Consider the following 24454-nt stretch of genomic DNA (forward strand, 5'->3'; position numbering starts at 1 on the left):
TTTGCTACCGGGAATCGGAAGTTGGGAGTAACAAGTGTGGCGGTATTTCGAGGGCGTGCTGAGTGCGGTCGCCGGGCCGGGTCCAGGTTGCCTCAATCCAGGGTCGATTACCTCGGCTCGAATACCGGGTACGAGGCCGTATCGATCAGCGACAGGGTATCGTCGCGCGAAAGCAGCCCGGATTCGTCGAGAATCTGCACGAGTGGCCGACCTTGCGCAACCGACTGTCGCGCCAGCTTGCTGACACGAGCATATCCAAGCTTCGGCACGAGCGCTGTGGCCACAGCCATCGAGTCCATCAGGTGTCGCTCATTGCATGCACCGTCGGCGGTGATGCCGGCGATACACTTCTGCGTGAATCTCTCGATGCCGTTGGTCAGCAGCATGATGCTGTCGAACACACGGGAGGCCACTACGGGCTCGAAGTGATTGATTTCCAGTTCTCCATACTGAACCGCCTGAGCCACAGCGACATCATTGCCGATAACGGCAAAGCTCAACTGGATCATCGCCATCGGCAGCACAGGATTCACCTTGCCCGGCATGATCGACGAGCCGGCCTGCGCCTCCGGCAAGCGCAACTCCCCAATTCCGCCCACGGGACCGGAGGAGAGCACCGTCAGGTCCGATGCGATTTTCGCAATGGACGCCGCACAGGTGCGAAGCTCACCCGAAACGCGCGAGAACACGTCCATGTTCTGCATCGCGTCGAACGAGTTTGCCGGCGCGACATAGTCGACGCCTGCGATATCCGCGAGGTGCCGGTAGACCGAAGTTCGATACCCAGCCGGTGCACCAAATCCCGTACCGATAGCCGTCCCACCGAGCGGCAGCGTACGCAGCTTGTCGCGAACCGCCATCAGCTCTTCTGCGAGACGTCGTGTGAGCGACGCGTAACCGCCGAAAAGCTGACCGAGACGCATCGGCTGCGCATCCTGCAGACAGGTACGGCCGAGGTGAAGGACGTCGGCAAACTCGATAGCCTTCCGATCGAACTGCGCAGCCAGTTTTTCCACTTCCGCAATGAGCGGTCCGAGCATTGCGTAGGTCGCAATCTTCAGCGCAGCGGGATACACGTCGTTCGTGGACTGCGAGCGGTTGACATGATCGTTGGGATGGATCACGTCGTATGAGCCCGGCGCGTGACCCAAAAGCTGCTGCGCCCGATTGGCGATCACCTCGTTAAAGTTCATGTTCGTCGACGTTCCACCCGAGCCCTCGAGCAGATCGACGATCAGTGAGTCACGAAACTTGCCTTCGATGATTTCCTGACACGCACGGCTGATTGCGTCGCATTGTTCCGGCGTGATGACATCGGTGTCCCGGTTCGCGAGCGCGGCCGCCCATTTGCACTGCGCGAAAGCCACCGCGAACGCCGGGTAGTGAGCAATGCTGAGAGGAGAAACCGTCAGATTGTCGACGCCCCTCACCGAGTTGACGCCATACAATTTCTCGACCGGAATTTCGACTTCACCAACGTAATCGCGTTCGGTACGCGTTTCAGCTTTGGCTTGACTGTTCATTTGAGTTCCTGTTTCCAATATCAATCAGTTGTTCAATTTCCTGACCGAGAGCCTTTTTCACTCGCGGGAGGAACGATGTTTTGATTACTTCGGACGCCGTGTCGCATGCATCTTCGAAAAACGCGCTGTATTCGTCGCGCCGCGCTACCAGATACAGCGACCGTTCGAGGCCCAGTCTGTCGACAACGTGGCGAGTCACTCCATCCGCGTAAGCCGCACCCTGAAGCAGACACATCGGCGAGGTCACGGCCCAGCCGATGCCTTCGGCCACCATCGATGTCAGCGCGTCGGCGTTGTCGAGCTCGAGCCTCGTCGGCGTACGCACTTCAATTCGACGCAGATAGCGCTCGATCTGCATGCCGACCTGCGATTTGCGGTTAAAGCGCACGATGGGCAATGCGTCCGCCAGGGCCCGGATGTCCTCCACGGTGCGGACCGACTTGCGGAAATCCCGCGGCGTGATGACAAAGTACTTCTCGGAGAGGAGCCGGAAGCGCACTACGTCATTGGCGTCGATCAACGCGTCGCTCGTGACGATGAGGTCCAGGTCGCGCCGCAGCAGCGCCTCGCCTTGCTGCGGGCTCAATCCCGTACGGATCGACAGTTGCGATACCTTCTCCAGCAGCCGCTTCGTAAGAGCCGAGCCGCAGGTAGCCGCGAACGAGTCGACAAACCCGATGCGAAGATCAGGCTTGATGCCACGCCCCGCTTCGACGACCTGGGCCTTCAGATTGGCGATCTCCTCGCTGAGTACCGCTCCGCGGTTCCTCAATGCGATGCCGTATGGCGTCAACGCGAGCGGACGGGTCGTGCGATTGACCAGCACGACCCCCAGTTCGTCCTCCAGCTGGCGGACGATCTGCGAGACACCCGATTGGGAAACGCCCATGCGTGCGGCCGCCCCGGACATGCTGCCTTCCTCCGCCACTGCGACGAAGACCTGCACCGCATACATATCGATCGGCTTGTTGAGCGACACGATGGACTCTCCCATAGTTACTGTCAGCAGACGTTGCCACGAGTGCGCCAACGTGGGAGCGTCACACGCCAGGCCTTCAGTGGCGATGTCCCGCTGTATGCAGGCTCACGTTCGGTGCGCCGTCCACCGCCGGCTCGTTGCTGCCCTGACCAGAACCCATATCCGAAAGACTCTCTTTGCCGGTTTCCGGTGCGAACAAATGACAGAACACGCCGCCGAACACCAATACGGCCACGCACACGCCGAGCGCTGCGTGAATGCCAACCTGTTGCACGGCCACGGGCAGGAGAAACGTACTGATCGCGGAACCGAACCGGCTGGAGGCAACGGCCAGCCCGACGCCTGACGCGCGCAGGTGGGTCGGGAAAAGCTCTGGCGGATAGACGAATTCGAGGTTCGCGGCGGCCGAGAGAATACAGGCGAAAATGCCAAATGCGAGGATTGTGCCGAGCGGACCGAATCCGGCGTAGGCGAGCACCGCCAGTCCGATCGCTGCGAGATAGAAGCTACCAATGAGAAACGCGCGGCGCGAGAGTCTGTCGACGATTAGCAATCCAAAGATTGATCCGGCGAACAGCAGCACGTTATAAACGAGTCCACCGACAAAGCCGTCCTTGACCTGCAAGGCTTGCAGTACCTTCGGCGAAAAGGTACCGAGCGCAAAGTATGGAATGACCTGGCACGTGTAGAAAACGCAGCCGACCAGGGTGTTCTTTCTCCAACGGGCCGAGAGCAGTTCCGACCACGCACCACGACGTTGCTCGGGCGCGGCTGTCGGTGCGGGCAGAATGGTCTCCGCACCGAACTTTGCACGGATGATCTTCAGTGCCTCGTCCTTCCGGCCGCGCTTCATCAGCCACATGGGCGACTCGGGTACGCCGAGCCGGAACGGGAGAATGAGCAGTGCCGGCAGTCCACTCGCAGCCAGCATGATCCGCCAGGCGTCGGGGCCGATATCGCGAATGGCAAAGCCCGCGAGATACGCGCAGACGTAACCCGCTGCCCAGGCTGCTGCGAGCACACTCAGGAGACGGCCGCGATAGCGGCGTGGGGAAAACTCCGTGACGAGCGATTTGCTTACGACGTAGTCGGCGCCGAGAATGAAACCAAGCAGCACGCGCAACACCAGCAGCTGGGTCGGCGACGTCACAAAGAATTGCGCTGCAGAAATCGCCGCAAACAGCAGCATGTCGAAGGCGAAAATGGTGCGCCGACCATATCTGTCCGCCACGGGCCCGGCAAACATGCTGCCAAAAAACAAGCCGGCAAGGGACGCCGCACCGAGTGCGCCCATCCAGAGCGCGTTCAGGTGCAGCGCTCCCGCCGCCATGCTCACCGCGATGCCGATGATGCCCAGCACGAAACCGTCGCTGAACTGTCCGCCTGTGCCGCTGAACGCCACGCGCAAGTGGAAACCGCGCAGCGGAACGTCCTCCATCAATATCGGCTTGCTCACTTTCGTCTCCTGGACTCTGGTTGTCAGCGAGGCGCCTGCCTGCGCCTTCTGAAACCAGTGTAGGGACTCGGATTCAAGAAAACAGCATATCCGGTGTCAGTATCAGCAACTCTAATACTATGTCACGCGGAGGTTGAAGTGGAGCAGTTCAACGTACGCCAACCGGTCGAGGCTCGAACCGGGGCCGGCTTCGGGCCTCATGGAACGACATGCGGCGCGGCGGTGTGCTTTGGCAGCACCGTCGCGCCTGAACGAATCATCTTCACCGGCCACTAAGCCGGCAAAAGCGATTCAAAACTCGTGGAGCATTGCCTGGATACTCGCCGGATCTTTGGTCGTCGTCAGCGCGAGCATCAGCAGAATGCGGGCCTTTTGGGGGTTCAGATCGTCACCGAGAAGACCCACATAGGCCGGATCTTCCGGTATGAATCCGCCCCCTGTGCGGGAAGAGCGGACCACAATCACTCCCTGGGCGATCGCCTTCTTGATGGACGGAAGAGTGAGAAGCGATTCGCTGCCTGCTCCAACGCCTGCGACGACGATGCCCTTTGCTCCGTGCGCGACTGCGGCGTCGTAGATGTAGCCGCCGTCATTCTGATAGCCGTAGACAATATCGACTTCCGGCAGAGAATCGAGTTTCGACACGTCAAATGGCGTTGCAGTGGTATTGCGTTTCAGCACGGACGTCTCGAAGTGGGGAACCTCGTCCACCAGCGTGCCCAGGTAGCCGGCGTCGTTTCCCTTGAACGTATCCGGTGTCGTGCCGTTGGTCTTCGTGGTGTAGCGAGCCGAGCCGATCCGGTCGTTCAGCACGATCATGACGCCGTGGCCGCGCGCCTCCGGCGAGGCCGCAACCGTGACTGCCTGCAGGAGGTTGCTCGGACCATCGGCGCTGATGGCCGTCGACGGACGCATCGATCCGGTGACTACCACGGGCTTGTCGCTCTTGACGACGAGATCGAGAAAATAGGCCGTTTCCTCGAGGGTATCGGTGCCGTGAGTCACCACGACACCTGCGATGTCCGGCTGAGCGAGAAGCTGATTCACGCGCTTCGCCAGTTTCAGGAGGATATCGTTGGTGATGTTCTCACTCCCGACATTCGAAATCTGTTCGCCGGACACCTGTGCAATCTTGCCCAGTGACGGGACTGATTTGAGAAGCGCATCGGCCGTCAGGACGCCGGGCTTGTAGCCCGTCGTCTGCGTCTCACTGCCCGCGGTACCTGCGATCGTGCCGCCGGTTGCCAGCACCGCTACGTGGGGCAGTTTATCGGGGGATGTGGATTGCGCCATGGCCGGGGCCACTGAGAACAGGCAGAGTGCAAGCCCGGCTAGAAGCCGGCCTAAGTCGTTGCTCATATGAGCGCGGTTGTGTTTCACGGGATGTCTCCAGATTGGAAGAGTGAAACTCTGGATAGCCATCGAGATTGGCGTATCGCTGAAGACGAGTGTAGTGACACATTCAGGAAATCAAATCAGGCGCGGGCTATCATTAAGGAAACTGATAGTGCGGTGCACGGAAGATGAAGATGTGCGCATTCCCCGCGCTGCTCGCGGATGCGTAGTCTCGACGCACAAAAAACAGCTGCGTTGCGTCCAAGCGGTCGTTGAAGCCCTCGTGCGATCCCCTGATGTCCAGGAGAAACGTATTTTCTCGAACGCTAAAGCAATCGCCCCACTGGAGATGACATCGAAAGGCGGTGGATGATCGCGTCGACGGCCTGCTCGACAGAAACGTTAGCTGTGTCGACAACGAGATGCTCAGATTCCCATGCGTCATATTGGCGTTCAAGCACGCTCTTCCACGTCGGCAGCTTGTGGCCCGGAATATCGGCTCGCCGTCCCTCGACCCTCAAACGGTGCGCCGTCGTATCAGAACAAACCAACTCAATCTCGAAGATTTGAACACCGGCTTCGAGCGCGACACTTCTCCAGGCGCTGCGCGTCATATGCAACGCGTTGACCGAGTCGGCGACGACGGTCAAACCAAGGCGCAAATTATCTTTCGCAACTCCATATCCGGCCAGATATCCGGCAGGTCCGATATCCGCCGCTGCGCCCGCGGCCTCGATGAATGCCTGTTCCAACGTATCGATGCGCAGATAGACCGCGGCCAGTTTGCGAGCAAGTGTTTGCGCTATGGTTGTTTTTCCGGTGCCCGGTAGTCCCCCGAAGGCAATCAGCATTTTCGACGCTCTCAATATTCGAATATTGGCTGATTGTCGCAGGATTTCTGTCGCGACTTCCAGTGTCCGCTCCTTGCGGATCTCCGCTGCCCGCCGCAGCTCAGGCGTGACGGTCGTCGTGCGGCACACCCGCGGCCGTGGGCCCCGACAATTTGCAGACAGAGTCAGGACTATCCGTGACGCGGAGGTAATACCTTGCGAGCGGTCGTTGAGAGGCCGAGCAAGCGAGGGGCCGGAGTCTGTCGGGACAGTGCCATCGCTCCCCGCCCGCTTTCAAAGTGTCGGTACCCGCGGTGTTGAATCAGTTGTCGTCGCTTCTGGACGGGAGATGCTCGTGAGGCTCGGGCTCTGCCGCGTCGGCGTCAGGAAGGTCGTCTGGGGCCGGATTTTTCAGGCCCTTTGGATCGGGCTGCCGTGTTGTGCCGGCGGAGGTTGGCGCGGGGTTGAGGGGGGTGCCGGTCGGCTCACTGGATGGATTCGACGTCATGATGTGCTCCTGCGCTGATGAATACATCTCCCGATCATGATAGTACGCCTGGTGGCCTTAAGCCGATGCCCCGATTCCGGTTGGACTTACTGGCTTTGCCAATCTTTGGCCATCGTTCCGACGAATGAGCGGCGGCACAGAGTCGCTCAGCGACCGTTGCACTGCATGCTCGATGGAATTGCCAGATCGAGTGAGACGATTCCTGCGACCTCAGCGTGCCACCGGGGACAGCGTGTTGGCGTCGCGGGCCAGAAGCCAGCGGCCATCGGGCTGTTTGCGGTACAGGGTCATCCGATGACCGGCCAGCTCCGTTGCTTCTCCGCCGGCGCGCGGTGTCACAGATAACGAGTCCCGGCACAGTGTGTAGGCGACTTCGCCGACGATCACGACCTCTTCCAACTCGCTGATGCAGCGGATCCGAGATTGTTGGTGGGCGGCCGAGAAGCCGACGTGGAATCGCTCCCGACCGATGGGCGCTCGACCCGGATTCAAAAACACGACATCGTCCGCCATCAAGGTGAGCAAGCGGACAAGATCGCCCGCGTTGACTGCATCAATCCAGGTTGTGTGCATCTCACGAATAGCGCGTTCATCGGATCCCATCTGGAACCTCCATTGCCAAAACAGTTCGATTACGACGACCATCAGGGCGTCGGTCAGCATCGATCGCCATCCAGGTCGGGAGCGCTGCATTATCCGAGGCTGTCGAACTTCCCGGTCTGAGGATAAATGGTTTCGCCGCGATTCAGCATGCCGATGAACTGCTCGATCTTGCCCACCGGTGTTGTGGGCTTTTTGGCATTCCGCATCCGAAACAGGATAGCGTAGGGGTTGCAGGCGACGAGGACGCCTGCTTGCCCGGTCACCATCAACTTCCGGGCGAGCCTGCCGTTATAACGGTGCAGCAAACCGAAGGGCACGGCCCCTTCTTCTTTCAGGGTCATGTCGACGCACTCAAGCGTCAGCCAGCAGCCAGTACGGCTCGCGCAAGAAACGGGGCCGGACGTGAGTAAACCGCAGACAATCATCAGCAGTGTTGAGCCGGCATGGCTTCATACTTTCGCGCCGCGCGGGCTCCCACTCCCGAGCATCCTGATGGCCACAAAGTCGAGCCCCGTTCTAATTCGCCCGACCTCGGAAGAAGACTGGCAAATCTTGAAGACGGTCCTCCTTGCCGCGCTGCTTGACAGCCCAACGGCGTTCGGTCTGAATTACGCCACCGCGGCTGCGTATAGCGAGCAGCAATGGCGCGAATGCGCTTCAGGTCAGACGCAGCCGCAATATCTGGTAGCCATGGTGCAAGGGCAAGCAGTCGGTCTTATCGGCGATGCGATAAGCCGCACGCGCGAATACAACCTGATTGCCATGTGGGTTCATTCGAAGTGCCGGGGTTTGGGAATTGCAAGTCGCCTGGTCAACGCAATCCAGGCGCGCGCGATTGAACGCGGACAGCGAAGAGTCGTGTTGAGAGTCTCGCCAGACAACGCCCGCGCTGTAGGTCTCTATCGCCGACATGGTTTCCAGTTCTTGCCCGAACGAGAAGCGCTAGCCAATCAGCCCGGCATCAGCGTGCAGAAAATGGAATGGAATAGCGGTGGCTGACTGTCGGTGCGATATCTCACCGAGAGGGTCCAGACAGGCAAAACCGGGGATGGAAACGCCCTTGCTGGATTCGCGGCTCATCGGGTCAGCCGGCGTGCAGATGACTCGATCCTTGCGCTAGTATGGAAGGGCAAAAAGATGGATCGAAGACAGCGCGCCGGCCCGGTGCTGACGTCACCTGCCCGCTTTGCCCTGCTATTCAGCCGCTAGCATCGCCGCGTTCAGACGGAGGTCGACATGAACGAACAATCCGTGCTCGGTATCATCCATGCGCAGGAACTACTGATGGTGTCCCTCATCCGCGTACTCCCGCCCGACGAGCGGCGCAAAGTTTCCGAGGAGTTCCACCGCCAGGTCGAGCTAGCCGAAGCGCCGCATCTGAGTGACGGCCATCACCGCGAGATGACCGAAGCGTTCAAGGCGCATATCCGCAAGCTGTCGATCTTGCTGGCATCGTTGAGTTGATCGGGCCGACGTTCGCGCCACCGTCAACAGCCACGAAACGCGCCCGTCATGCACTGACCGTCGCCGCGTTCGCCCGGGCGTGGCCAACCACGCCCGATCCAATGCGCCACGCCCCGTGGTTGTATCATTCACTAGCTCTTCTGGTCTCCCCATTGGCAATCGGACTACGTCGCTAGCTTTTTCAACGCGACAAGCTGCCTGAAACATCCACCGAACCAGCTGAGGTACCGCCGTGAAATGCAACCTGCTATTTCTGCTCCTCGCCCTTGCCGCATGCTCGCAAATACCCGACGCGCAAAGCCCGGCGCCTTCAACGAGCGCGTCGACTGCTGCCGGCGCGAGCGCGGTACCGGCGATCGAACCTGGGATCCTCAGTCAGTATCACTGGCAACTCGGCGACGCGTTTGACAGCAAAGGCATGCGCATTGATGCGTTGTTTGCCCGTGCAGAAAAGCCCGTGCAACTGGACTTCAGCGCCGACCGGCTAAACGTAGTCAATAGCTGCAACAATATGGGCGCCAGTTACAGTGTCAAGAAAGGACGGCTGCAGATTGGCCAGATGGTGAGCACCATGATGGCTTGCCCTGACGCCGCTCGCGCCGCCCTCGACGACGCCATTGCCAGGCGCCTGCATGGCAGCCTCGACGTGAGCCTGCTGGCCCGTGGCGATACCCCCCGCATGCAACTGGTTACGGATAGCGGCGACACGCTGACATTTATCGGCGTGCCCACTGCTCAGACCCGTTTCGGCGGACCGGGTGAAACGACCTTCCTCGAAGTGGCCGCGCAATCGGTGCAGTGCCACCATCCGCTCATTCCGGACAAGCAATGTCTGCTGGTGCGTGAGCGCCACTTCGACGAGCACGGTTTGCCAACCGGAACACCTGGCGCATGGCAACCGCTGTATCAGGATATCGAGGGCTATACCCATACGCCTGGAATGCGCGATGTACTGCGCGTCAAGCGCTATACCATCAAGAACCCGCCCGCCGACGGACCAGCGATTGCGTACGTGCTGGACATAGTGGTTGAATCGGAAAAGGTGGAGAACTAGCTTTCCCGACCTGTCAGTTTCAGCACTCGGCCTTTCGCCACCAGCACGCCACCCGGATCAGTCGGGCTAGTCCTGCGCAATCCACCACAACCGCGCAGGCAAGTTCGACGATGGTGACGTGGCCTACCGCTCCCGGGTGCTGCAACGCGTGATCGCCAGGGGCATCCTCCCCAACGGCACCGACCTGTGCCCGCTGAATTCTCTTCCCCCAGGTGTTGCGAATCCGGCGGATTACAGGGCACTCAGTGGAGCGGCACGGTGAGGCGGTCGATGACCGCGGCCGTCAACGGTCGCACGCCGCGCCACCATGCAAAGGCTTCGGCCGCCTGTTCGACCAGCATGCCCACGCCGTCGGCGACACCGTGTACGCCGGCGTTGCGCGCGAGCCGCAGGAACGGCGTGAGCCGCTTTCCGTACGCAAGTTCGTAGGCAGTGCCCTCCGGGCTGAACACGCCCGGAGGGACGGGTGGCAGGTCGCCCGTCAAGCTTGCGGACGTCGCGTTGACCACAAGGTCGAAGCGGCCTCGCGTCGCGAAATCACCATAGCCGCAGGCGCGTAAGCCCGTACCGCGCGAGCCGACCTGGGCGACCAGCGCGCAGCCTTTGGACACATCGCGGTTGGCGACGACCAGTTCGGCGGGCCCCGCGGCGAGAAACGGCAGCAGCGCGCCGCGCGCTGCGCCGCCCGCGCCGAGCATCAGCACGCGTTTGCCGGCAAGCGGGACGCCAAGATTGACTTCGATATCGCGCAACAAGCCAATGCCGTCGAAATTCTCGGCAACGATCCGGCCGCTCTCGAACTTGAGCGCATTGGCGGCACCCGCCAGTGTCGCGCGCTCGCTGCGCGCGTCGGCGAGCGCGAAGGCCTTGAGCTTGAACGGTGCGGTGACGTTCATGCCCTTGCCGCCATCCGCAGCGAACTGGCGCACGGCCCTCGCGAAGCCATCGTCAGGGTCGAGCGGACCTTCGATTGCGACGTAGGACATCGCCTGTTGCGTCGCTTCGGCAAACAGGCGGTGAATCAAGGGTGATTTCGTGTGTCCGATCGGGTGGCCGATCACTGCATACGGGTCAGTCATGGTGTCTCACTTCGCGTAGAGAACGCCTTCGCATTGCATCGCGTCGATCTCGGCAGCGGAAAAGCCGAGCGATTGCGCGACCTCCGTGTTGTGCTGCCCGAGATCCGGCGCGACGTCGCGAATGGTCGTGTCGCAATCAGAAAAGCGGAAAGGCAGGTTGGGCAAACGCAGCGTTCCATAGCGCGGGTGATGCTGCTCGACCACCATGCCGCGCGCCTGGATCTGCGGATCGTCGAGCACCTCGTCGATGCGCTGCACCTTTGCGCAAGGCACATCGATGCCATCCATCAGTTCGAGCACCTGCGCGACGGGCCTCGCGGCGACCCACGGCTGCACGACAGACAGAATCGCCTGCCGGTGCGTGTTGCGGCCGACGCTATCGTAGAAGCGCATATCGCTGCCGAATCCGGCGGGCCCGCCGTGCGTTTCGATCAGCGCGGCGAAGCGCTTCCACGCGTCGTCCACCTGTGCCGCGATCACGAGGTCGCCGTCCGCGGCGCGAAACACGCCATAGAGCGTCGAGGTCGGCATGTCGTGCCCCGTCTGCTCCGGCAGCACGCCTCGAAGCGTGTAGCACTGCACCGCGTATTCGTGCATCGAGACGAGCGTGTCGTAGAGCGCCATGTCGATGTGCTGGCCGCGGCCGCTCTTCGCGCGTCCGAGCAGCGCCGCGTTGATCGCCGCCACCGCGTGAATGCCCGTGTACATGTCGCCGAGCGAAATGCGCAGCAACGGCGGCGGCTCGCCCGGCGTGCCCACCATCTGCATGATGCCGCTCTTCGCCTCCGCGATCAGCCCGAATCCGGCGCGATGCGCGTCGGGGCCCGTATGGCCGTATGCCGAGATCGAGCAATAGACGAGGCGCGGATTGCGTGCGGATAACTCTGCATAGCCCAGTCCGAGCTTGTCCAGCGCGCCGGGACGGTAGTTCTCGACGAACACATCCGCCGAATCGCACAAGCGGCGCATGAACTCCTTGCCGCGCGCATCTTTCATGTTGACGCTGACGCCGCGCTTGCCCATGTTCAATTGCAGGAAATAGCCGCTTTGCTGGCCGTCCAGCACGGTCGCGTGCTGGCGTCCTGGGTCACCGCTGCCCGGACGCTCGACCTTGATGACTTCGGCGCCGAGCGCAGCGAGACAGCGGCCGACGTAGGGACCGGCGAGGAAGTGGCTGTAGTCGACCACGCGAATGCCTTCGAGAGGACGGCCCTGCATCAGTACGCTCCCGGCCGACGCGGCACCATCAGACGATGTTCGCCGCGCTGAACCACCTGGTCGTCCTGATTGATCAGTTCGGAGGGCAGCACGACGATGCCCCAGCCAGGGCGGCTGTTGCTCGGCCGCATGGCGCCGACGCAAAATTTCACGTGCAACACATCGTCGACCTTGATTGGCAGCAGAAAATCCCACGTCCACCCGAGCGACATACCGGGCAGAAAGCGATAGTCGCTCTGTGTCTTGAGGCCGTCGGCAATCGACAGACCGAAAAGCCCATGCGCGACCAGGCAGCCGAAGTGGCTCGCTTTGGCGTATGCCTCGTTCACATGCACGGGCGTATGGTCGCCCGTGAGGTCGGCGTAGGCGAGGATGCGTTCCTTCGTCACGGTGTAGCTCGGGCTCACGCACTCGTCGCCTTCGCGGGCGTCGTCCCAGTACTTCTCGATGATCGTCATGCTTACGCCTCCGCGCGCGGGTTGATGGTCAGCGCCTGCGCGACACAGGACGCGGGTTTGGCTTGAATCAGTTCGACGGCGAGGCCGCCGGGCAGACGCAGCCAGTTGCGCCCTTGCGGCATTTCGCTGACGTCAAAGGCATGGGCCGCGGCCAAAGCGGCTTCGAGGTCTTCGCACATGACGCCCAGATGCGCGAGGCGCCCTTCGGGGCCATCGTGTTGCGGCGTATGAATGAACTGAAGACCGCCGAGCGTCCAATACTGGCGCGGCGCGTCGACGGTGCCGTCGACTTCGCGCATGGTCATGCCGAGCACGTCTTCGAAGAAGCGGATATGCCAACGGATGTCGTTCACCCAGATCGCGACATGCTCCAGGTAAGCCTTCGAGCCGCTCATGCCGTCGTCTCCTTGCGCGCTTCATCGGCCATCGCGCGCTCGATGCCCTTGATGCAGGCCACCAGCGTCGCGTTGACGGGCGTCGGCACGCCGAGCCGTTGTCCCCAGCGCACCACCGAACCGTTGATGAAATCGATCTCGGTGACCGAGGCTTTTTCGAGGCTTTGCAGCATCGACGTCTTGAACGCCGGAGACAGACCTGCGGCCGCGAGTGTCCAGGCCTGCTCGGGGTCCGTCGTCGAGAGCCTGATGCCGGCCGCCTGTGCCGCCGCGATTGCCTCGGATACGGCCGCGAGGGCCGTCGCTTTCAGCAGCGGCTCGTCATAGAGCTGGCCGTAAGTGAGGCGCGTAATGCCGGTAATCGCGCCCGTAGCGACGTTGACGAGCAGCTTGTCCCACATCGTGCCCATGATGTTGTCACTGACGATGGTCAGCAGCCCCGCTGCGTTGAAGGCCTCGGCGATCGTCTTCGCACGGCGCGTGAGTTGGCCATCCAGTTCGCCGATATACGTCGCCTTGCCGGTGACACCCGACTGGATACGCCCCGGACCGCGCAACACGCCGCCCACATACGTCTTGCCCGCCAGCACGCGCTCGCGGCCCACGATATCGGCGAGCACGTCTTCATGCCCGAGGCCGTTCTGCAGCGACAGCACGAGCGTTTCGGGCCCGATCAGCGCGAGTGCGCCGCGCATCGCCGCGTCGGTGTGGAAGGACTTGACCAGCACGATCACCACGTCGGCTGCGCCGATTTCGCTCGCCTGGGTCGCGGCGCGCACTGCGATGCGCCGCGTGCCTTTGTCGTCGTCGACCTGCAGACCGTCGCGGAGCATCGTTTCGACATGGACGGGCGAACGGTCCAGCAGCCAGGTTTCGTGGCCACCTTCCGTGAGCGCGGCGCCGATCGCGCAACCTAGTGCACCGGCGCCGAGAATTGCAATCTTCACAGGGTTTCTCCTTGAGGTATAGGCACACGATAGGAGTCGCCGCTCATATCGACAATGCAATGACTACAATGACGTCATTGCACCAGACAATAATGCGCTACGCCATGATGCCGACCGATTTGCCTGATCTGAAGCTGCTACAGCTGTTCGACCTTCTGTACGACGCGCGCAGCGTCACGCGCGTTGCCGAGCAACTGGGGCAAAGCCAACCCACCATCAGCATCTGGCTCGGGCGGCTGCGTGAGTATCTGCAGGACCCGCTTTTCATCCGCACCCCCGGCGGCATGGCGCCGACCCCGCAGGCCGATGCGCTGATCGGGCCTTGCCGCGAGATTCTCGAATCGCTCAGGCGCTTCGCCGCGTGGGAGATCACGTTCGATCCGGCGACCGCGCAGCGGCGCTTTCGCATCTGCATGACGGACGCGAGCCACATCACGCTGCTGCCGAGACTGCTCGCGCACGTACGCGCCCAGGCGCCCGGCATCCGGCTCGAGGCAGCGGGAATCGACGGCAACACGGAACGGGCGCTGGAGTCGGGCGAAGCCGATCTGGCTATCGGCTATGTGCCCTGGCTGAGCGGCGGCATCTACCAGCAACAGCTTTATCAACAGAATTGGGTGTGTCTGACGAATCGGCACCATCCGCGCGTTCGCGCGCGGCTCGGTTTGAAGCAGTACCGCTCGGAGGGACACGTCGCGATCGAATCGGGCACGGGTGCGCAATTGCTCGAACAGGCGCTGGCGCGCGAGCGGATCGAGCGTGACGTCGTGCTGCAGCTGCCCGGGTTCCTGGGGCTCGGCACGATCGTCCAGACAACCGATCTGATTGCCACGCTGCCTCGCCACATTGGCGAAACCCTGGCGCAGGCCAACGATCTGGCAGTCCATTCGTGCCCGATTCCCGTGGATGGTTTCGCCGTCCGGCAACATTGGCATGCCCGGTATCATCACGAGGCCGGGAATCGCTGGCTGCGTGGCGTGGTCCTTCAGCTGTTTGGAGTGTCGCCGTGAAAATGACACTAAGGCGCCGTCGATCCGGCAGCTCTCTCGACCCGTGACGGGACGACATCTGCGCCGACACGGCGTATCGAGGCCCGATGCGATTTCATGGCATCATCGTGCGGACCTTCACACAACCTGAGGAGCGACACGATGGCGACCTATATTGTCTTCACGAAGGAAAGCACGCAGGATCAGAGTGAGCTCGATATCTACCAAAGCAAGGTGGGTGCGACCTTCAAAGGTCATCCGGTCAAGATTCTCGCTGCCTACGGACCACAGCAGGTTCTCGAGGGCGAAGCGCCCGAGGGTGTCGTGATAGTAGAGTTTCCGTCGACTGAGGCTGCGCGTGCGTGGTACGACAGCCCGGCGTATCAGGAAGCCGCGCAGCACCGCTTCAAGGGCGCGCGCTATCGCGCCGTTCTTGTCGAAGGCGTGTGACAATCTCGACGTAACCATCGATGTGCATGCGCTCACCTGCCATCGCGATGAGCTGCCCTCGTTCGCGGATTCCGATGTAGTTGCCCGTCTCGTGCGTACGTCTGGCGAAAGGACCTCGCCCTGTATAGCGTTGCACGAGCCGCCACATTGCGGTCTCCGCGGGCTGGAGACATTCGAAATGAATTCTTCGCTGCGCCTGCCACGAAAGCGTCAATAGCCGTCGCGTAGTAAACGAGCGAAATCACGTCAGTCATTTGCCCACCCATCGCCGCCAGCACGTCGCGAATATTCTCGAGAACCTTGCGCACCTGTAACGCACCGAACGGCGACCAGACATCTGGAAGATTCACGTTGGGCGCCGCCTGCGCGGCGCCCAACGTATTCAAGGCGCTGCCGCGATACCGAACACATGCAACTTGCCTTCGCTGGACTGCCTTGGCAATGTCACGCTCGCCACCAGCTTGCCGGGTGTCAGCGGCACCGACTGCGCAAACAGATAAGTCTTGACGCCGTCGGTCGAACCGTTGCCGCCATTGCGATACCCGGTGGTCAACGCGATCGGGTCCACCGGAGCCGCGCTGCCGCCATTGAGAGTCCAGTCGTCAAAGGCGAGCGTGAACGGCGTGGTCGTCCCGTCTGTATAGGTCACGAGCGCGGCTCCCGAGCCGGGGCCGTTGTTGGCCGAACCCAGCAGAACCAGCGAGTGACCGGTCGTGCCGGGCGGCATCGCAATCGTCTGTCCTACCGCCACCGCGTTATCGAGCGGTCCATTCGACAGAACGAAGCTTGCTCCGCCGACAACGAACGGCTTGCCCGGCGCCGCGCCGGCCGCAGCCAATGCAGTCGACGAGTAGCTGAACAGAGAGCCGTCGAAATCCGAACCGAGGCCGTCGGTGTCGGTGCTGCCGTCGGCGCTGATGCCGTGGTTGTTGAAAGCATCCGCCACGTTGCGCGCGACCGGCACCCCGTAGGACGGAGGCGCATCGGCCGGGTTCGCGCCCCACTGCGAAGGTGACGAACCCATCGCAAAGTTCAGCGTCGCGCCATTGGCGAGTGCGTCAACGTCCAGCCAGGAACGATTGTGAGCGCTGCCATTGACGGTGAGCCCCTGCACATAATTCGCGCTGGGCGCGCCGGGTGCATTGATGCGCAACGTCTTGCCGTTGCCGAGATGAACGACGATCGAGGAGAATTGCGGGCTGCCGATCGCAAAGCCCCCGACGCCCGGGATCTCCGGATAAAGGCCCAGCGCGCCCCACACATACCAGCCCGACACGGCGCCCAGGTCGTCATTGCCGGGCAAACCGTTCGGCCCCGTGCCAAAGGCGCTCGCCATGATCTGCTGGACGACATTCTGCGTGCCCGATGGCGAACCCGCCCAGTTATACAACCAGGGCACCTCGAAGGTCGGCTCGTTGCCCATATAGAAGTTGGGCAGCGTCGTCCCCGCATTCAGCACGGTAAAGAACGTGTTCAGCCGCGATACCACCGGCGTATTTCCGCCCAATTGCGCGAACAAGCCAGTCGGGTTGAACGGCACCATCCATGTGTACTGCTCAGCGTTGCCCTCCACGTAGTTGTCGGTGCTGCCCTGGTTCTCCGGAATCCACGTGCCGTCGGAGTTGCGTCCGGCAATAAGAGGCGGCGTCAGGGAAGTGTTGAGCAGGTTCTGCCAGTAGCCCGAGCGGCTACGCAGCATTTTCTGGATCGCCGTGTTGCCCAGTGCTCCGGCAAACTGTGAGATCGCGAAATCGCTGCTGCCGTACTCCAGCGTGGACGAAGCCTGCCCCCATTCACCGTTCGTGATGTAGCCGAACTGTAGATAGCTGGCGCGCCCGCCGTTGGTCGTCACGCCGTTGCAGGCGGTGCCGGGAATGTTGGCCATCTGGATCATATGCCTCAAGGCGCCCGCCGTATCGAACTTGCGCGCACCGAAGGCATACGCGCCCGCCACGATAATCGAGCCGGCGTCGCCCGGCATCACGCCGTCTTCGACGTTGTCATTCACCCAATGTGGAATGGCCCCGCACTGATCCGCATCGTTGACGAGCGACTGCGCCATATCGCTCGTTTCCTCAGGAAACAGCGTGGCTTTGAGCGGTATCAGCGAACGATAGATGTCCCAACCCGAAAAGCTGGTGTACTGCGCAGCATGGCCAGCGCTGACCTGATGGACCTTCTGGTCGAAGCCGATGTATTGGCCATTCACATCGCTGAATACGCTCGGTGCCCATGATGCGTGATAGAAGGCCGTGTAGAACTTCGTCAACGCCGTGGTATCGCTACTGCTCACCTGAATGGTGTTGAGGCGCTGATTCCATATCGCATCGGCAACCTTCTTGACGCCATCAAAATCCCATGAAGGATTTTCTGCCTGGAGATTATTTTTGGCGTTTGCGACGCTCACATATGAAATGCCGATTTTCATCAATACTGTGGCGCCTTTTCCGAAATTCATCACGGCAACGCCATTGTTAAAGGATGATGTCTTTACAAATGGCTGACTGAACTCCGCATAGAAGTACACCGGAACATTCGTTGAATTACCGCAAAAGTGGCCTCCCGTGGTACTGCCCGAAATGGTTCTCGCGTCGACCTGCGCGACCGAACCGGCCACGCTCGTCTGCGTGTTTGTATACGTCGTGTTGAGCACGAGCGTCGAAGGCTGATTGTCAGGATACGTGAAGCGTCCAAAGCCGGTACGCAGGGTTGCAGTCAACTCGACCTTCACCTGGTTATCGAGCAGTACCGCATAGGCGCCCGCTACCGACTTCTCGTTGGTATGGCTAAACGTCTGCGCGAGCGGCCTGGTGGCATCGAGCGTCGGCATGACGGGGAATTCGCCGTCATTTCCCGAACAACCGGCACCGCTCATATGTGTGAGACTGAAACTCTGGATCGAGCCGATGTCGTAGTAGTAACCGGCCGGCGAACCGGGCTCCGCACTGTTCGAGGGAGCCGAGGTGGTATTCGTATCGGGTGCCCACTGCACCATGCCGTTCGGCAGGCCCGCCGCGGGTACGACACTGCCAGCCTGCCCTGCTGGCACGGGGTTGGGAGAGTTGCTGGCCAACGTGCCGATCAGGGGGTTGACATACCGCGTCAATTGCATGGTGCCATGATCGGAAACGGGAATTTGCTCGGCGGCAGCGACAGCCGCGTTCGCACTGCTGGAACCGGTACTGGAACTAACCTGAGCTGCTGCCTTAAGCTGGTCAGCCGCGACAGCGGCGGAGCCGGACTGGCCTGGACTATCTCCTCCACAACCCGCCAAAGAACCAATGATGATCGTGGCGGCCGCAAGACGGCGTAAATCTATCATGGCTGTCTCCTGAGTATCACTACGCGTATCTGGTTTTGTTTAGTTATCCTGTTTATCCATGTGGCATGTGGTATCTGGCTGGAAGTCATGCTATACGAGACATTTGAATCGCGTCAATTGATTATCCGTTGGCGTTTTGTGTTTATCAGAAATTACTAAACAAGTGATTTCATGACGCAACTTCACGTGTTAGTCGCTGCGCATAATCGGTCCAACTTGCAGGAGCATGTTCACATGCGACGACGACTGAGTTCAGGCGTGTCATATTTTCACGCAACCGCGCATTTTCGCTAAAAGTGCCCGAACGGTGGCAGGAACACTCGATGCGCGGCGTTCTCATCAACCCCAAAGGCAGGAGCGAGCGCATGATTGAACCTACTGACTTTCTGGCCATGACGACTGCACTACGCGACGGTTATCGCAATGAGGTCGTCACGACGGTCAACGATCACGACATTCACGTCAGCGCGATGGAGGTGCCGTACTTCTGGCATTTTCATCCCGACTCCGATGAGACGTTCATCGGAATCGAGGGCGTATTGCTCATTGACTTTGAAGAAGGGACAACGGAGTTGCGCGCGGGTCAGTTGCTGACCATCCCCGCAGGCGTGCGCCACCGCACGCGCCCGGCCGGTGCACGCTCGATCAACCTGACGGTGGAAAGAGCCAATGCCAAGACGATCCGCTGTGACGCACCCCGCGAAGGGTGACTTCATTGCCGTTCGAACGGCGGGGCAATCGATGCCTCAGGCCTGTCCGGCAAATCGAAGTCGCTGGTAGGACTACCAGGTAATACGCAGCGGCAATAATGGGCGCTGCACTAGCGGCAAACGCCCGTGCCATCGCGCCTCATACGCCCAGAACGTCCTGAAGCCGCTGAATCACGTCCGGCCATCCTTTGCCCATGCCCTGGAAGGCTGCCTTGCCGAGCGGCGAATCGAGGTCGAAGCCCTTGTGCTCGAGTGACAGGCGGGTACCGCTTCCTTCGGGTTCGAGCCGCCAGGTGACCGTCGTGTTCAGCGTGCCGGGTGCGAACGACTAGCACAACAGCCGCTCATGCTCGACGGCGACGACCTCGCAGGGCTGCAGGCCCCACGGTCCCATATCCAGCATGAAGCGATGCCCGACAACCGCGCGCACATCGCCAGCAGCCCGCCATCTGGCGTGAATCGCAGGGTCGGTCAGTGCAGTCCAGACCTTGGCCGGCGAGTGCGGAATGAAGCGAGTGAGCTGGATGAGTCCGGGTTCTGTCATTGCGTGTCCTTGCCGAGTATTTCAGTGAGTGCATCGAGGCGCTGCTCCCAATACTGCTCGAACGGATGCAGCCACTCTGAGTGTGCGGAAAGCCCGCCCCGTGGGCGTTACACCAGCACCATTGCAAAGGGTCAAATAGTTCTTGCGCTGCATCGCAAGAACTCACTATGCGTCCAAGTCAAGTATGGGATGTATCCGATTGGAGCCGGTTTTCGATCTCCGTCATAAACCATTGCGTCCGCAACCAGGTCCCCGACACTCTTCTAAATACCTCCACGCAATCGATTTCACCAGTCAATCGCCAATAACTATTAAAACGACAACAAACTCGATGCGCGCCGTGTGAACTGTTTCACTAGGGAGCAAAGCGCAACGCGAACGTCTCCCGTTCGCACGTTGCTCCCTTGCAGGTGCAGCTCGTATGGACTAACCATCAACAGAGTTCATGAATTCGATTCCCCGAATTCGCTCTCGTTGCTCGCTGCTAAATCTACTTCTTCGCAACCCAGCTGTCCGTATAGCTTCATCGCAGTCACCCAACCGTTGCTCCGACGCCAAGGTGACAAGCCAAGAAATGACCCGTTCAAGATAGGCCGGACGGGATTCAACCAGTCCCAAAACGCTCTCAAACGGTCTGTTCCGGCTGGATACTCGACAAAAACCTGCTCTTTCGAGAATGGCCCCTCGAGTAGCACTAATCGGGGGTTCAGTCGATATTAGTCCATGGAACGCCTCGCGAATCTGGTCGGAGGTTGGTTGCTTCAGCCGAACCGCCCCTTTCGTTCGCCCAGGTGACCGGTGGCTGCGATTAAATGTGCCGTCGGAAAAGGCCGATCTCAGCAGGGCCAGAACGCTATTGAAACTATTTTTGCGTCATGGCTTTCACGACGTCCTGCGTCGTGACGACGGCATGTGCGAGAAACGCGTAGTTGACCAGCGCGGCTCTATAACCGTCGCCCCACGTCGGATGGCGGGGCCCAGCTGTGGCATCGGCGACGACGGCTACCTCGAAACCCTGCTCGATCAGATCGCGCAGATGAGCCTCGACACACATGTTGGCCAGCATGCCGCCCAGTACGACTTTCTGCACATTGTGCTTCCGGAGTTGCAGCGTAAGGTCGTTGGTCTGTGGACCGAAAACCTTGTGTGGGCTCACGACGATAGTTTCGCCATCGTCGATGAACGGCTTGAATTCTTCCAGCCAGTCGGCACCCGATTTTTCGAACCCGCTCAGGTTTAGCGCTCCTGTGCGTGCGAACGTTCCCGTCTCGAACTCGCCCGCCTCAAGCGGGCCATTAAATTGCCATCGACGGTCAGTCGGATAGAAGTAATGGGGGGAGATGAAAACACTGAACTTTCCCGTTTTCGCCGCCTTGAAGATTGCCAGCATATTTTCGACGGTCCGGTTTTCCGTCACGCTTGTGCCCAGGACGCCCCAGTTCTTCCCGTTTGGGCTGAGTACGTCGTTTTGTGGATCGGTGAACACCACCGCGGTGTCGGCGGGATCGTAGTTCATAATGCGCACTCCAGTGAACGGATGACGGGACGCGTGCGTCAGAACGGCTTTGTCGGAGCGGAACTTCAACGTTGGGTCAACAACGCCGCCTGAGCAACCACGTCTACGTTTTAGTTCATCGCGCCTATTTTTGCGTTGGAGCCGCAGGTTGAGCGAAGGACGCCGAAAATGACGAGACTCGAGCGTTATGAAACGTCGACGTGGTTTTTTCCAGGGTCACGGCAAGCCGGCGTAGCGAGGTCGTGACGGTCGATAATGGCCGCCGCACATGAACTCAATTTGCGGACCGTCTTCGAAAGGGGCAAATGGCCGAAACGCGGCGAGTTTCTGCCACCTGTCACTGTCGGGCGAGCGTCGCTTCATGGCCCGACCGCCGCCGGCCGTGGACGGCTCAGCTCGACCCGGAAGAGACGGTCGCGTAACTACAAAACGGACGTTCAATCTGCCGCGATCAGTCGCCACACGTCCGGGTCGCAAAGGCTTACCGTATGTCGATTCTCGTACCATCCATTCACCATTGGCAGGGACGCGATGATATCGGGAATGCCTTCTTCGAATTTCACAAGGCAAATGGTTTTCCAGCCATCCGGAACCCCATCAAATGGCTTGGCATATTGCTGTGTTACTGCGGCGATCTCGCAGCGTGTTCTCGTCAGTGACTGTGGGGCGCCCGTCGGAAAGAGAAATTCGAACGTCCGACCTATCGGAAGATCGGCGTATGCAAACGACATGAGCAGAACTTCGCTGTTCGGTGGCAGTTCCGTCGGGAGCGCGCCCCGCACATGGAATAGGACTGTCGCCGACGCGCGCCCTTCAACAATAAGTACGCGCTCCCGCAAGGGAGCGTCACTCTCAGAGCGCACTAACAGACCCCTTCCGGATTAGTGATTCGGGCAATATACGGTTCGGCATTGTCGACGATCCGAGTCGTTACGTCGACCGTCCCATCCTGGCCGAACCCGCCTGATATAGCTCTGTTGCACTACACCGCGCCTTTCATTCTTCATACGGCGAAGCGTCCGCCGGGACGATGGTCCAATGGTATCGCTCGACCGGTCGCGCGACTGCGGACCGCACTCTATCGTTCCACTGCGCTTCAGCCGCCCGGATACGGACATCTTCTCGCGCTAAAGCTTCAGGCGCCCAGTAGGCTCTAACTTCGCCAACAGGCAGGTCGTCGGTCCCCGACGCGATCGCGCGGAATAATTGAAATTCCGGCTCTTCTTCGACCTTGGTCCATCGTGCTAATGGCAGCATGGCCCTCGCTGTTTCAATGACACCCAGACGACCTTCAAGAAAATCTGACGCTCTCGCGCGAATCTTTCGGCAATGCTTGCGCCAACGCTGTTCGTTCGTAATTCCTCTAGGGATCTTTATCTCACGATCAATGGTGGAAGGGCCGCTCGATTCAAGCAAGGGACTGAGGACTTGCAGGACATCAGCTATGCCGATAAGCCTTGTACCCTCCGCTACTTCAATGCGTCGACCAATCCAAAAGGTTTGAGGGTATGCCTCCGGCGACAGAAGCCACACCTCCGCGTGAGCCTGCTGTCCTGTCTCAACGCGCGAAACATCCATGAATTCGTGGTGGGCAGACGACCAGTAATCAGGCTTCACCTTGTAGATTGGTTTGTAACCAGAAATCACGTACTTCGGCGAGCCATCCGTTCTGAGCGCTGTCAGGGCGAAGTTAACAATCAGGTCAGGCGAACGAGGCGGGCGGGTCATGTCTCTGCGTCTGTTCAGTACGAGCGTCTGCCAATTGTCGCCAATCTACGACTGGCTGTCGAACGTCGCATATTGGCCGCTCTGCGTCCCACGACCGGGCACGCCGCTCGCTCCCGGCCCAAGTTTCATGCAATAGGCATAACCGACCCTGAGCGGTCGGTCACCGCTCTAGATATCTCGCAGGAAAGTGGTCGGTCGCCGATAGAGTTCACCGACTGCCGAAACGAAGCGCCAGCGCGTTTCGTAGTACCCGAAGCCAGTATTTAGGCTTAGATCCGATGGAAATTTGATACGAATACAGTCGATCTCGGATAAGGTAAGCCCCATCGAGCAAGACCATTTGACCGGCTACCAAGCGTTGGACTGGATTCCAGTGGTGAGTGAATTCGGCATGGCAGTGCGGACACTTTGGATTCGCACCTGGGCGGAATTGCCCTCCGCAGGGGCACTTCGGCAAAGTGGCTGCAATACGGTCAAGCAGCTCTTGCGTGGGCTCTGACGGATAGACAAGCTCCTTATCTCGTTCGCGGTGTACAACGTTTGAGCAGGTATCGCAATGAAAGTAAGGAAAACTTTCGCTCATGCCACTGGACTGCCACGCAGGCGTCAATCGTGTGCACGACGGACACTTCATTGAGCCTACCCAAGGCGCGTTTGCTGCGTAGTAGACAACCTTCATGACGCTGTACCGGGTTGTAGTGCTTTGGTCATTCTCATTTCCAACCGTTGGATAACTCGCTCAGCCTACCCGAAAGCCGACACTCGTGACTGGCAGAAAAAGCATATCCCGATCCGAGGCGATCCCTCATGCGCACGTCATTACCTTTGCTGAGTAACCGGTAGGTGCATCCAGCGAACTACAACTATGCAAATAAGGACGCCACCGCAGATGATGGCAACCAATGCGAACCACCCTTTCTTCGATGTAGGCAGGTCCAATCCAGGCCCTGCCGCCGCGGCGACGAGTAACAAGACAATGCTCAAGAGACCGATTATTCCCCGACCTAGCCACGAGAACAACGTGGTCGCACGATTGACCAGACTCCCTTCGCGATAGGGACTCTGCGGTCGCCGTCGAAACTCAGGTCTTTTGTTAAACAGCATTTTGACAGTGTTTTATTGATGGTCCGCTGGACGGCGCGCCTTTGTTATCGGCATTAAAAACTAGGCTGATTGCTCGGATTGTCGACGATTCACGCGCTCATCTCGAACGGCCGTCAGAGGTGGCGTCGCTTGTTCGGACAGGGTCCCGAGATTTTAAGTGGAGCGTCCGGGGCGATCATGCTGCCGATTTGATCGCTGGCAGCGTCGCGAAGTATGCCTCATCGGGCGTCTGATCCGCCAGG

General features: G+C 60.2%; 22 protein-coding genes and 3 pseudogenes. 6 read left to right on the forward strand and 19 right to left on the reverse strand.

The features are described from left to right. Positions 1-107: 107 nt before the first annotated feature. The 7 genes from AB4Y43_RS35315 to AB4Y43_RS35345 form a co-directional block, all read right to left on the reverse strand. Entirely contained in the window at positions 108-1523 is a 1416-nt protein-coding gene (locus AB4Y43_RS35315) for an aspartate ammonia-lyase (RefSeq protein ID WP_368729899.1), read from the reverse strand. Next, a complete protein-coding gene (locus AB4Y43_RS35320) occupies positions 1501-2502 on the reverse strand; it encodes a LysR family transcriptional regulator (RefSeq protein WP_342946027.1) in 1002 nt (333 codons plus the stop codon). Before AB4Y43_RS35320 ends, AB4Y43_RS35315 begins: the two co-directional genes overlap by 23 nt. A 76-nt stretch (positions 2503-2578) precedes the next feature. After that, positions 2579-3958, reverse strand: a complete 1380-nt coding sequence (locus AB4Y43_RS35325; RefSeq protein ID WP_368729900.1) for an MFS transporter — start codon at positions 3956-3958, stop codon at positions 2579-2581. Positions 3959-4249: 291 nt separating this feature from the next. Further along, the gene (locus AB4Y43_RS35330) at positions 4250-5338 is read right to left on the reverse strand and encodes an asparaginase (protein ID WP_305120709.1); all 1089 of its coding nucleotides are present in this window, start codon (positions 5336-5338) and stop codon (positions 4250-4252) included. A 281-nt stretch (positions 5339-5619) separates the two neighbouring features. Further along, positions 5620-6144 carry an AAA family ATPase gene (locus tag AB4Y43_RS35335; RefSeq protein WP_368729901.1) on the reverse strand — a complete coding sequence of 175 codons (525 nt, stop codon included), beginning with the start codon at positions 6142-6144 and terminating at the stop codon, positions 5620-5622. A gap of 697 nt (positions 6145-6841) precedes the next feature. Then, positions 6842-7294, reverse strand: a complete 453-nt coding sequence (locus AB4Y43_RS35340; protein WP_368604779.1) for an SgcJ/EcaC family oxidoreductase — start codon at positions 7292-7294, stop codon at positions 6842-6844. A 29-nt stretch (positions 7295-7323) separates the two neighbouring features. Then, the gene (locus AB4Y43_RS35345) at positions 7324-7575 is read right to left on the reverse strand and encodes a hypothetical protein (RefSeq protein ID WP_368729914.1); all 252 of its coding nucleotides are present in this window, start codon (positions 7573-7575) and stop codon (positions 7324-7326) included. A 151-nt stretch (positions 7576-7726) separates the two neighbouring features. Between AB4Y43_RS35345 and AB4Y43_RS35350 the strand changes: the two genes are divergently transcribed. The 3 genes from AB4Y43_RS35350 to AB4Y43_RS35360 all read left to right on the forward strand — a co-directional run bounded on the left by AB4Y43_RS35350 (position 7727) and on the right by AB4Y43_RS35360 (position 9752). After that, complete coding sequence (locus tag AB4Y43_RS35350; protein WP_368729902.1) at positions 7727-8233, forward strand: N-acetyltransferase family protein; 507 nt, start codon at positions 7727-7729, stop codon at positions 8231-8233. 237 nt (positions 8234-8470) lie between these two features. Then, a complete protein-coding gene (locus tag AB4Y43_RS35355; RefSeq protein WP_069262027.1) occupies positions 8471-8698 on the forward strand; it encodes a hypothetical protein in 228 nt (75 codons plus the stop codon). A 232-nt stretch (positions 8699-8930) separates the two neighbouring features. After that, positions 8931-9752 (forward strand): DUF4377 domain-containing protein, encoded by an 822-nt coding sequence (locus AB4Y43_RS35360; protein ID WP_368729903.1) that lies wholly within the window; start codon positions 8931-8933, stop codon positions 9750-9752. Between the two features lie 242 nt (positions 9753-9994). On the opposite strand, the gene aroE is transcribed toward AB4Y43_RS35360, so the two are convergent. From aroE to AB4Y43_RS35385, 5 genes are read right to left on the reverse strand one after another with little or no spacing between them, the layout of a single operon-like run. Then, positions 9995-10831 (reverse strand): shikimate dehydrogenase, encoded by an 837-nt coding sequence (gene aroE, locus AB4Y43_RS35365; protein WP_368729904.1) that lies wholly within the window; start codon positions 10829-10831, stop codon positions 9995-9997. 6 nt (positions 10832-10837) lie between these two features. Continuing rightward, positions 10838-12049 (reverse strand): CaiB/BaiF CoA transferase family protein, encoded by a 1212-nt coding sequence (locus AB4Y43_RS35370; RefSeq protein WP_368729905.1) that lies wholly within the window; start codon positions 12047-12049, stop codon positions 10838-10840. Continuing rightward, the gene (locus AB4Y43_RS35375) at positions 12049-12507 is read right to left on the reverse strand and encodes a MaoC family dehydratase (protein WP_368729906.1); all 459 of its coding nucleotides are present in this window, start codon (positions 12505-12507) and stop codon (positions 12049-12051) included. Before AB4Y43_RS35375 ends, AB4Y43_RS35370 begins: the two co-directional genes overlap by 1 nt. 2 nt (positions 12508-12509) lie before the next feature. After that, positions 12510-12902 (reverse strand): VOC family protein, encoded by a 393-nt coding sequence (locus AB4Y43_RS35380; RefSeq protein ID WP_368729907.1) that lies wholly within the window; start codon positions 12900-12902, stop codon positions 12510-12512. Continuing rightward, complete coding sequence (locus tag AB4Y43_RS35385; protein WP_368729908.1) at positions 12899-13849, reverse strand: ketopantoate reductase family protein; 951 nt, start codon at positions 13847-13849, stop codon at positions 12899-12901. Before AB4Y43_RS35385 ends, AB4Y43_RS35380 begins: the two co-directional genes overlap by 4 nt. Positions 13850-13953: 104 nt before the next feature. On the opposite strand from AB4Y43_RS35385, the gene AB4Y43_RS35390 reads away from it, so the two are divergent. Beyond that, positions 13954-14859 (forward strand): LysR family transcriptional regulator, encoded by a 906-nt coding sequence (locus AB4Y43_RS35390; protein WP_368604773.1) that lies wholly within the window; start codon positions 13954-13956, stop codon positions 14857-14859. 141 nt (positions 14860-15000) lie between these two features. Continuing rightward, a complete protein-coding gene (locus AB4Y43_RS35395; RefSeq protein WP_342946016.1) occupies positions 15001-15288 on the forward strand; it encodes a DUF1330 domain-containing protein in 288 nt (95 codons plus the stop codon). A gap of 1 nt (position 15289) precedes the next feature. Here AB4Y43_RS35395 and AB4Y43_RS35400 read toward each other — a convergent pair. The 3 genes and pseudogenes from AB4Y43_RS35400 to AB4Y43_RS35410 all read right to left on the reverse strand — a co-directional run. Beyond that, a pseudogene (locus AB4Y43_RS35400) lies at positions 15290-15427 on the reverse strand (GNAT family N-acetyltransferase); the annotation flags it as partial. A 37-nt stretch (positions 15428-15464) separates the two neighbouring features. Then, a pseudogene (locus tag AB4Y43_RS35405) lies at positions 15465-15599 on the reverse strand (RidA family protein); the annotation flags it as partial. Positions 15600-15670: 71 nt separating this feature from the next. Continuing rightward, positions 15671-18610, reverse strand: coding sequence for a GH92 family glycosyl hydrolase (locus tag AB4Y43_RS35410; RefSeq protein WP_368729909.1), 2940 nt, complete (start codon positions 18608-18610; stop codon positions 15671-15673). Between the two features lie 323 nt (positions 18611-18933). On the opposite strand from AB4Y43_RS35410, the gene AB4Y43_RS35415 reads away from it, so the two are divergent. Then, complete coding sequence (locus AB4Y43_RS35415; RefSeq protein ID WP_368729910.1) at positions 18934-19320, forward strand: cupin domain-containing protein; 387 nt, start codon at positions 18934-18936, stop codon at positions 19318-19320. A 139-nt stretch (positions 19321-19459) separates the two neighbouring features. Here AB4Y43_RS35415 and AB4Y43_RS35420 read toward each other — a convergent pair. The 4 genes and pseudogenes from AB4Y43_RS35420 to AB4Y43_RS35435 all read right to left on the reverse strand — a co-directional run bounded on the left by AB4Y43_RS35420 (position 19460) and on the right by AB4Y43_RS35435 (position 23108). Next, positions 19460-19864, reverse strand: a pseudogene (locus AB4Y43_RS35420) (SRPBCC domain-containing protein). Between the two features lie 862 nt (positions 19865-20726). After that, positions 20727-21380 (reverse strand): isochorismatase family protein, encoded by a 654-nt coding sequence (locus AB4Y43_RS35425; protein WP_368617824.1) that lies wholly within the window; start codon positions 21378-21380, stop codon positions 20727-20729. Between the two features lie 437 nt (positions 21381-21817). Continuing rightward, the gene (locus AB4Y43_RS35430; protein WP_368729911.1) at positions 21818-22111 is read right to left on the reverse strand and encodes a hypothetical protein; all 294 of its coding nucleotides are present in this window, start codon (positions 22109-22111) and stop codon (positions 21818-21820) included. Between the two features lie 265 nt (positions 22112-22376). Continuing rightward, entirely contained in the window at positions 22377-23108 is a 732-nt protein-coding gene (locus AB4Y43_RS35435) for a hypothetical protein (protein ID WP_368729912.1), read from the reverse strand. Positions 23109-24454: the final 1346 nt, after the last annotated feature.

Origin of the sequence: Paraburkholderia sp. BR10872 (assembly GCF_040965835.1) — a bacterium.
GTDB lineage: Bacteria > Pseudomonadota > Gammaproteobacteria > Burkholderiales > Burkholderiaceae > Paraburkholderia > Paraburkholderia nodosa_A.

Excerpts from the sequence above, each read along its gene's own strand:
- AB4Y43_RS35315 (WP_368729899.1), bottom strand. The coding sequence starts at position 1,523 with ATGAACAGTCAAGCCAAAGCTGAAACGCGTACCGAACGCGATTACGTT.
- AB4Y43_RS35335 (WP_368729901.1), bottom strand. The coding sequence starts at position 6,144 with ATGCTGATTGCCTTCGGGGGACTACCGGGCACCGGAAAAACAACCATA.
- AB4Y43_RS35340 (WP_368604779.1), bottom strand. The coding sequence starts at position 7,294 with ATGCTGACCGACGCCCTGATGGTCGTCGTAATCGAACTGTTTTGGCAA.
- AB4Y43_RS35345 (WP_368729914.1), bottom strand. The coding sequence starts at position 7,575 with ATGACCCTGAAAGAAGAAGGGGCCGTGCCCTTCGGTTTGCTGCACCGT.
- AB4Y43_RS35350 (WP_368729902.1), top strand. The coding sequence starts at position 7,727 with ATGGCCACAAAGTCGAGCCCCGTTCTAATTCGCCCGACCTCGGAAGAA.
- AB4Y43_RS35355 (WP_069262027.1), top strand. The coding sequence starts at position 8,471 with ATGAACGAACAATCCGTGCTCGGTATCATCCATGCGCAGGAACTACTG.
- aroE (WP_368729904.1), bottom strand. The coding sequence starts at position 10,831 with ATGACTGACCCGTATGCAGTGATCGGCCACCCGATCGGACACACGAAA.
- AB4Y43_RS35370 (WP_368729905.1), bottom strand. The coding sequence starts at position 12,049 with ATGCAGGGCCGTCCTCTCGAAGGCATTCGCGTGGTCGACTACAGCCAC.
- AB4Y43_RS35375 (WP_368729906.1), bottom strand. The coding sequence starts at position 12,507 with ATGACGATCATCGAGAAGTACTGGGACGACGCCCGCGAAGGCGACGAG.
- AB4Y43_RS35380 (WP_368729907.1), bottom strand. The coding sequence starts at position 12,902 with ATGAGCGGCTCGAAGGCTTACCTGGAGCATGTCGCGATCTGGGTGAAC.
- AB4Y43_RS35390 (WP_368604773.1), top strand. The coding sequence starts at position 13,954 with ATGATGCCGACCGATTTGCCTGATCTGAAGCTGCTACAGCTGTTCGAC.
- AB4Y43_RS35395 (WP_342946016.1), top strand. The coding sequence starts at position 15,001 with ATGGCGACCTATATTGTCTTCACGAAGGAAAGCACGCAGGATCAGAGT.
- AB4Y43_RS35410 (WP_368729909.1), bottom strand. The coding sequence starts at position 18,610 with ATGATAGATTTACGCCGTCTTGCGGCCGCCACGATCATCATTGGTTCT.
- AB4Y43_RS35415 (WP_368729910.1), top strand. The coding sequence starts at position 18,934 with ATGCGCGGCGTTCTCATCAACCCCAAAGGCAGGAGCGAGCGCATGATT.
- AB4Y43_RS35425 (WP_368617824.1), bottom strand. The coding sequence starts at position 21,380 with ATGAACTACGATCCCGCCGACACCGCGGTGGTGTTCACCGATCCACAA.
- AB4Y43_RS35430 (WP_368729911.1), bottom strand. The coding sequence starts at position 22,111 with ATGTCGTTTGCATACGCCGATCTTCCGATAGGTCGGACGTTCGAATTT.
- AB4Y43_RS35435 (WP_368729912.1), bottom strand. The coding sequence starts at position 23,108 with ATGACCCGCCCGCCTCGTTCGCCTGACCTGATTGTTAACTTCGCCCTG.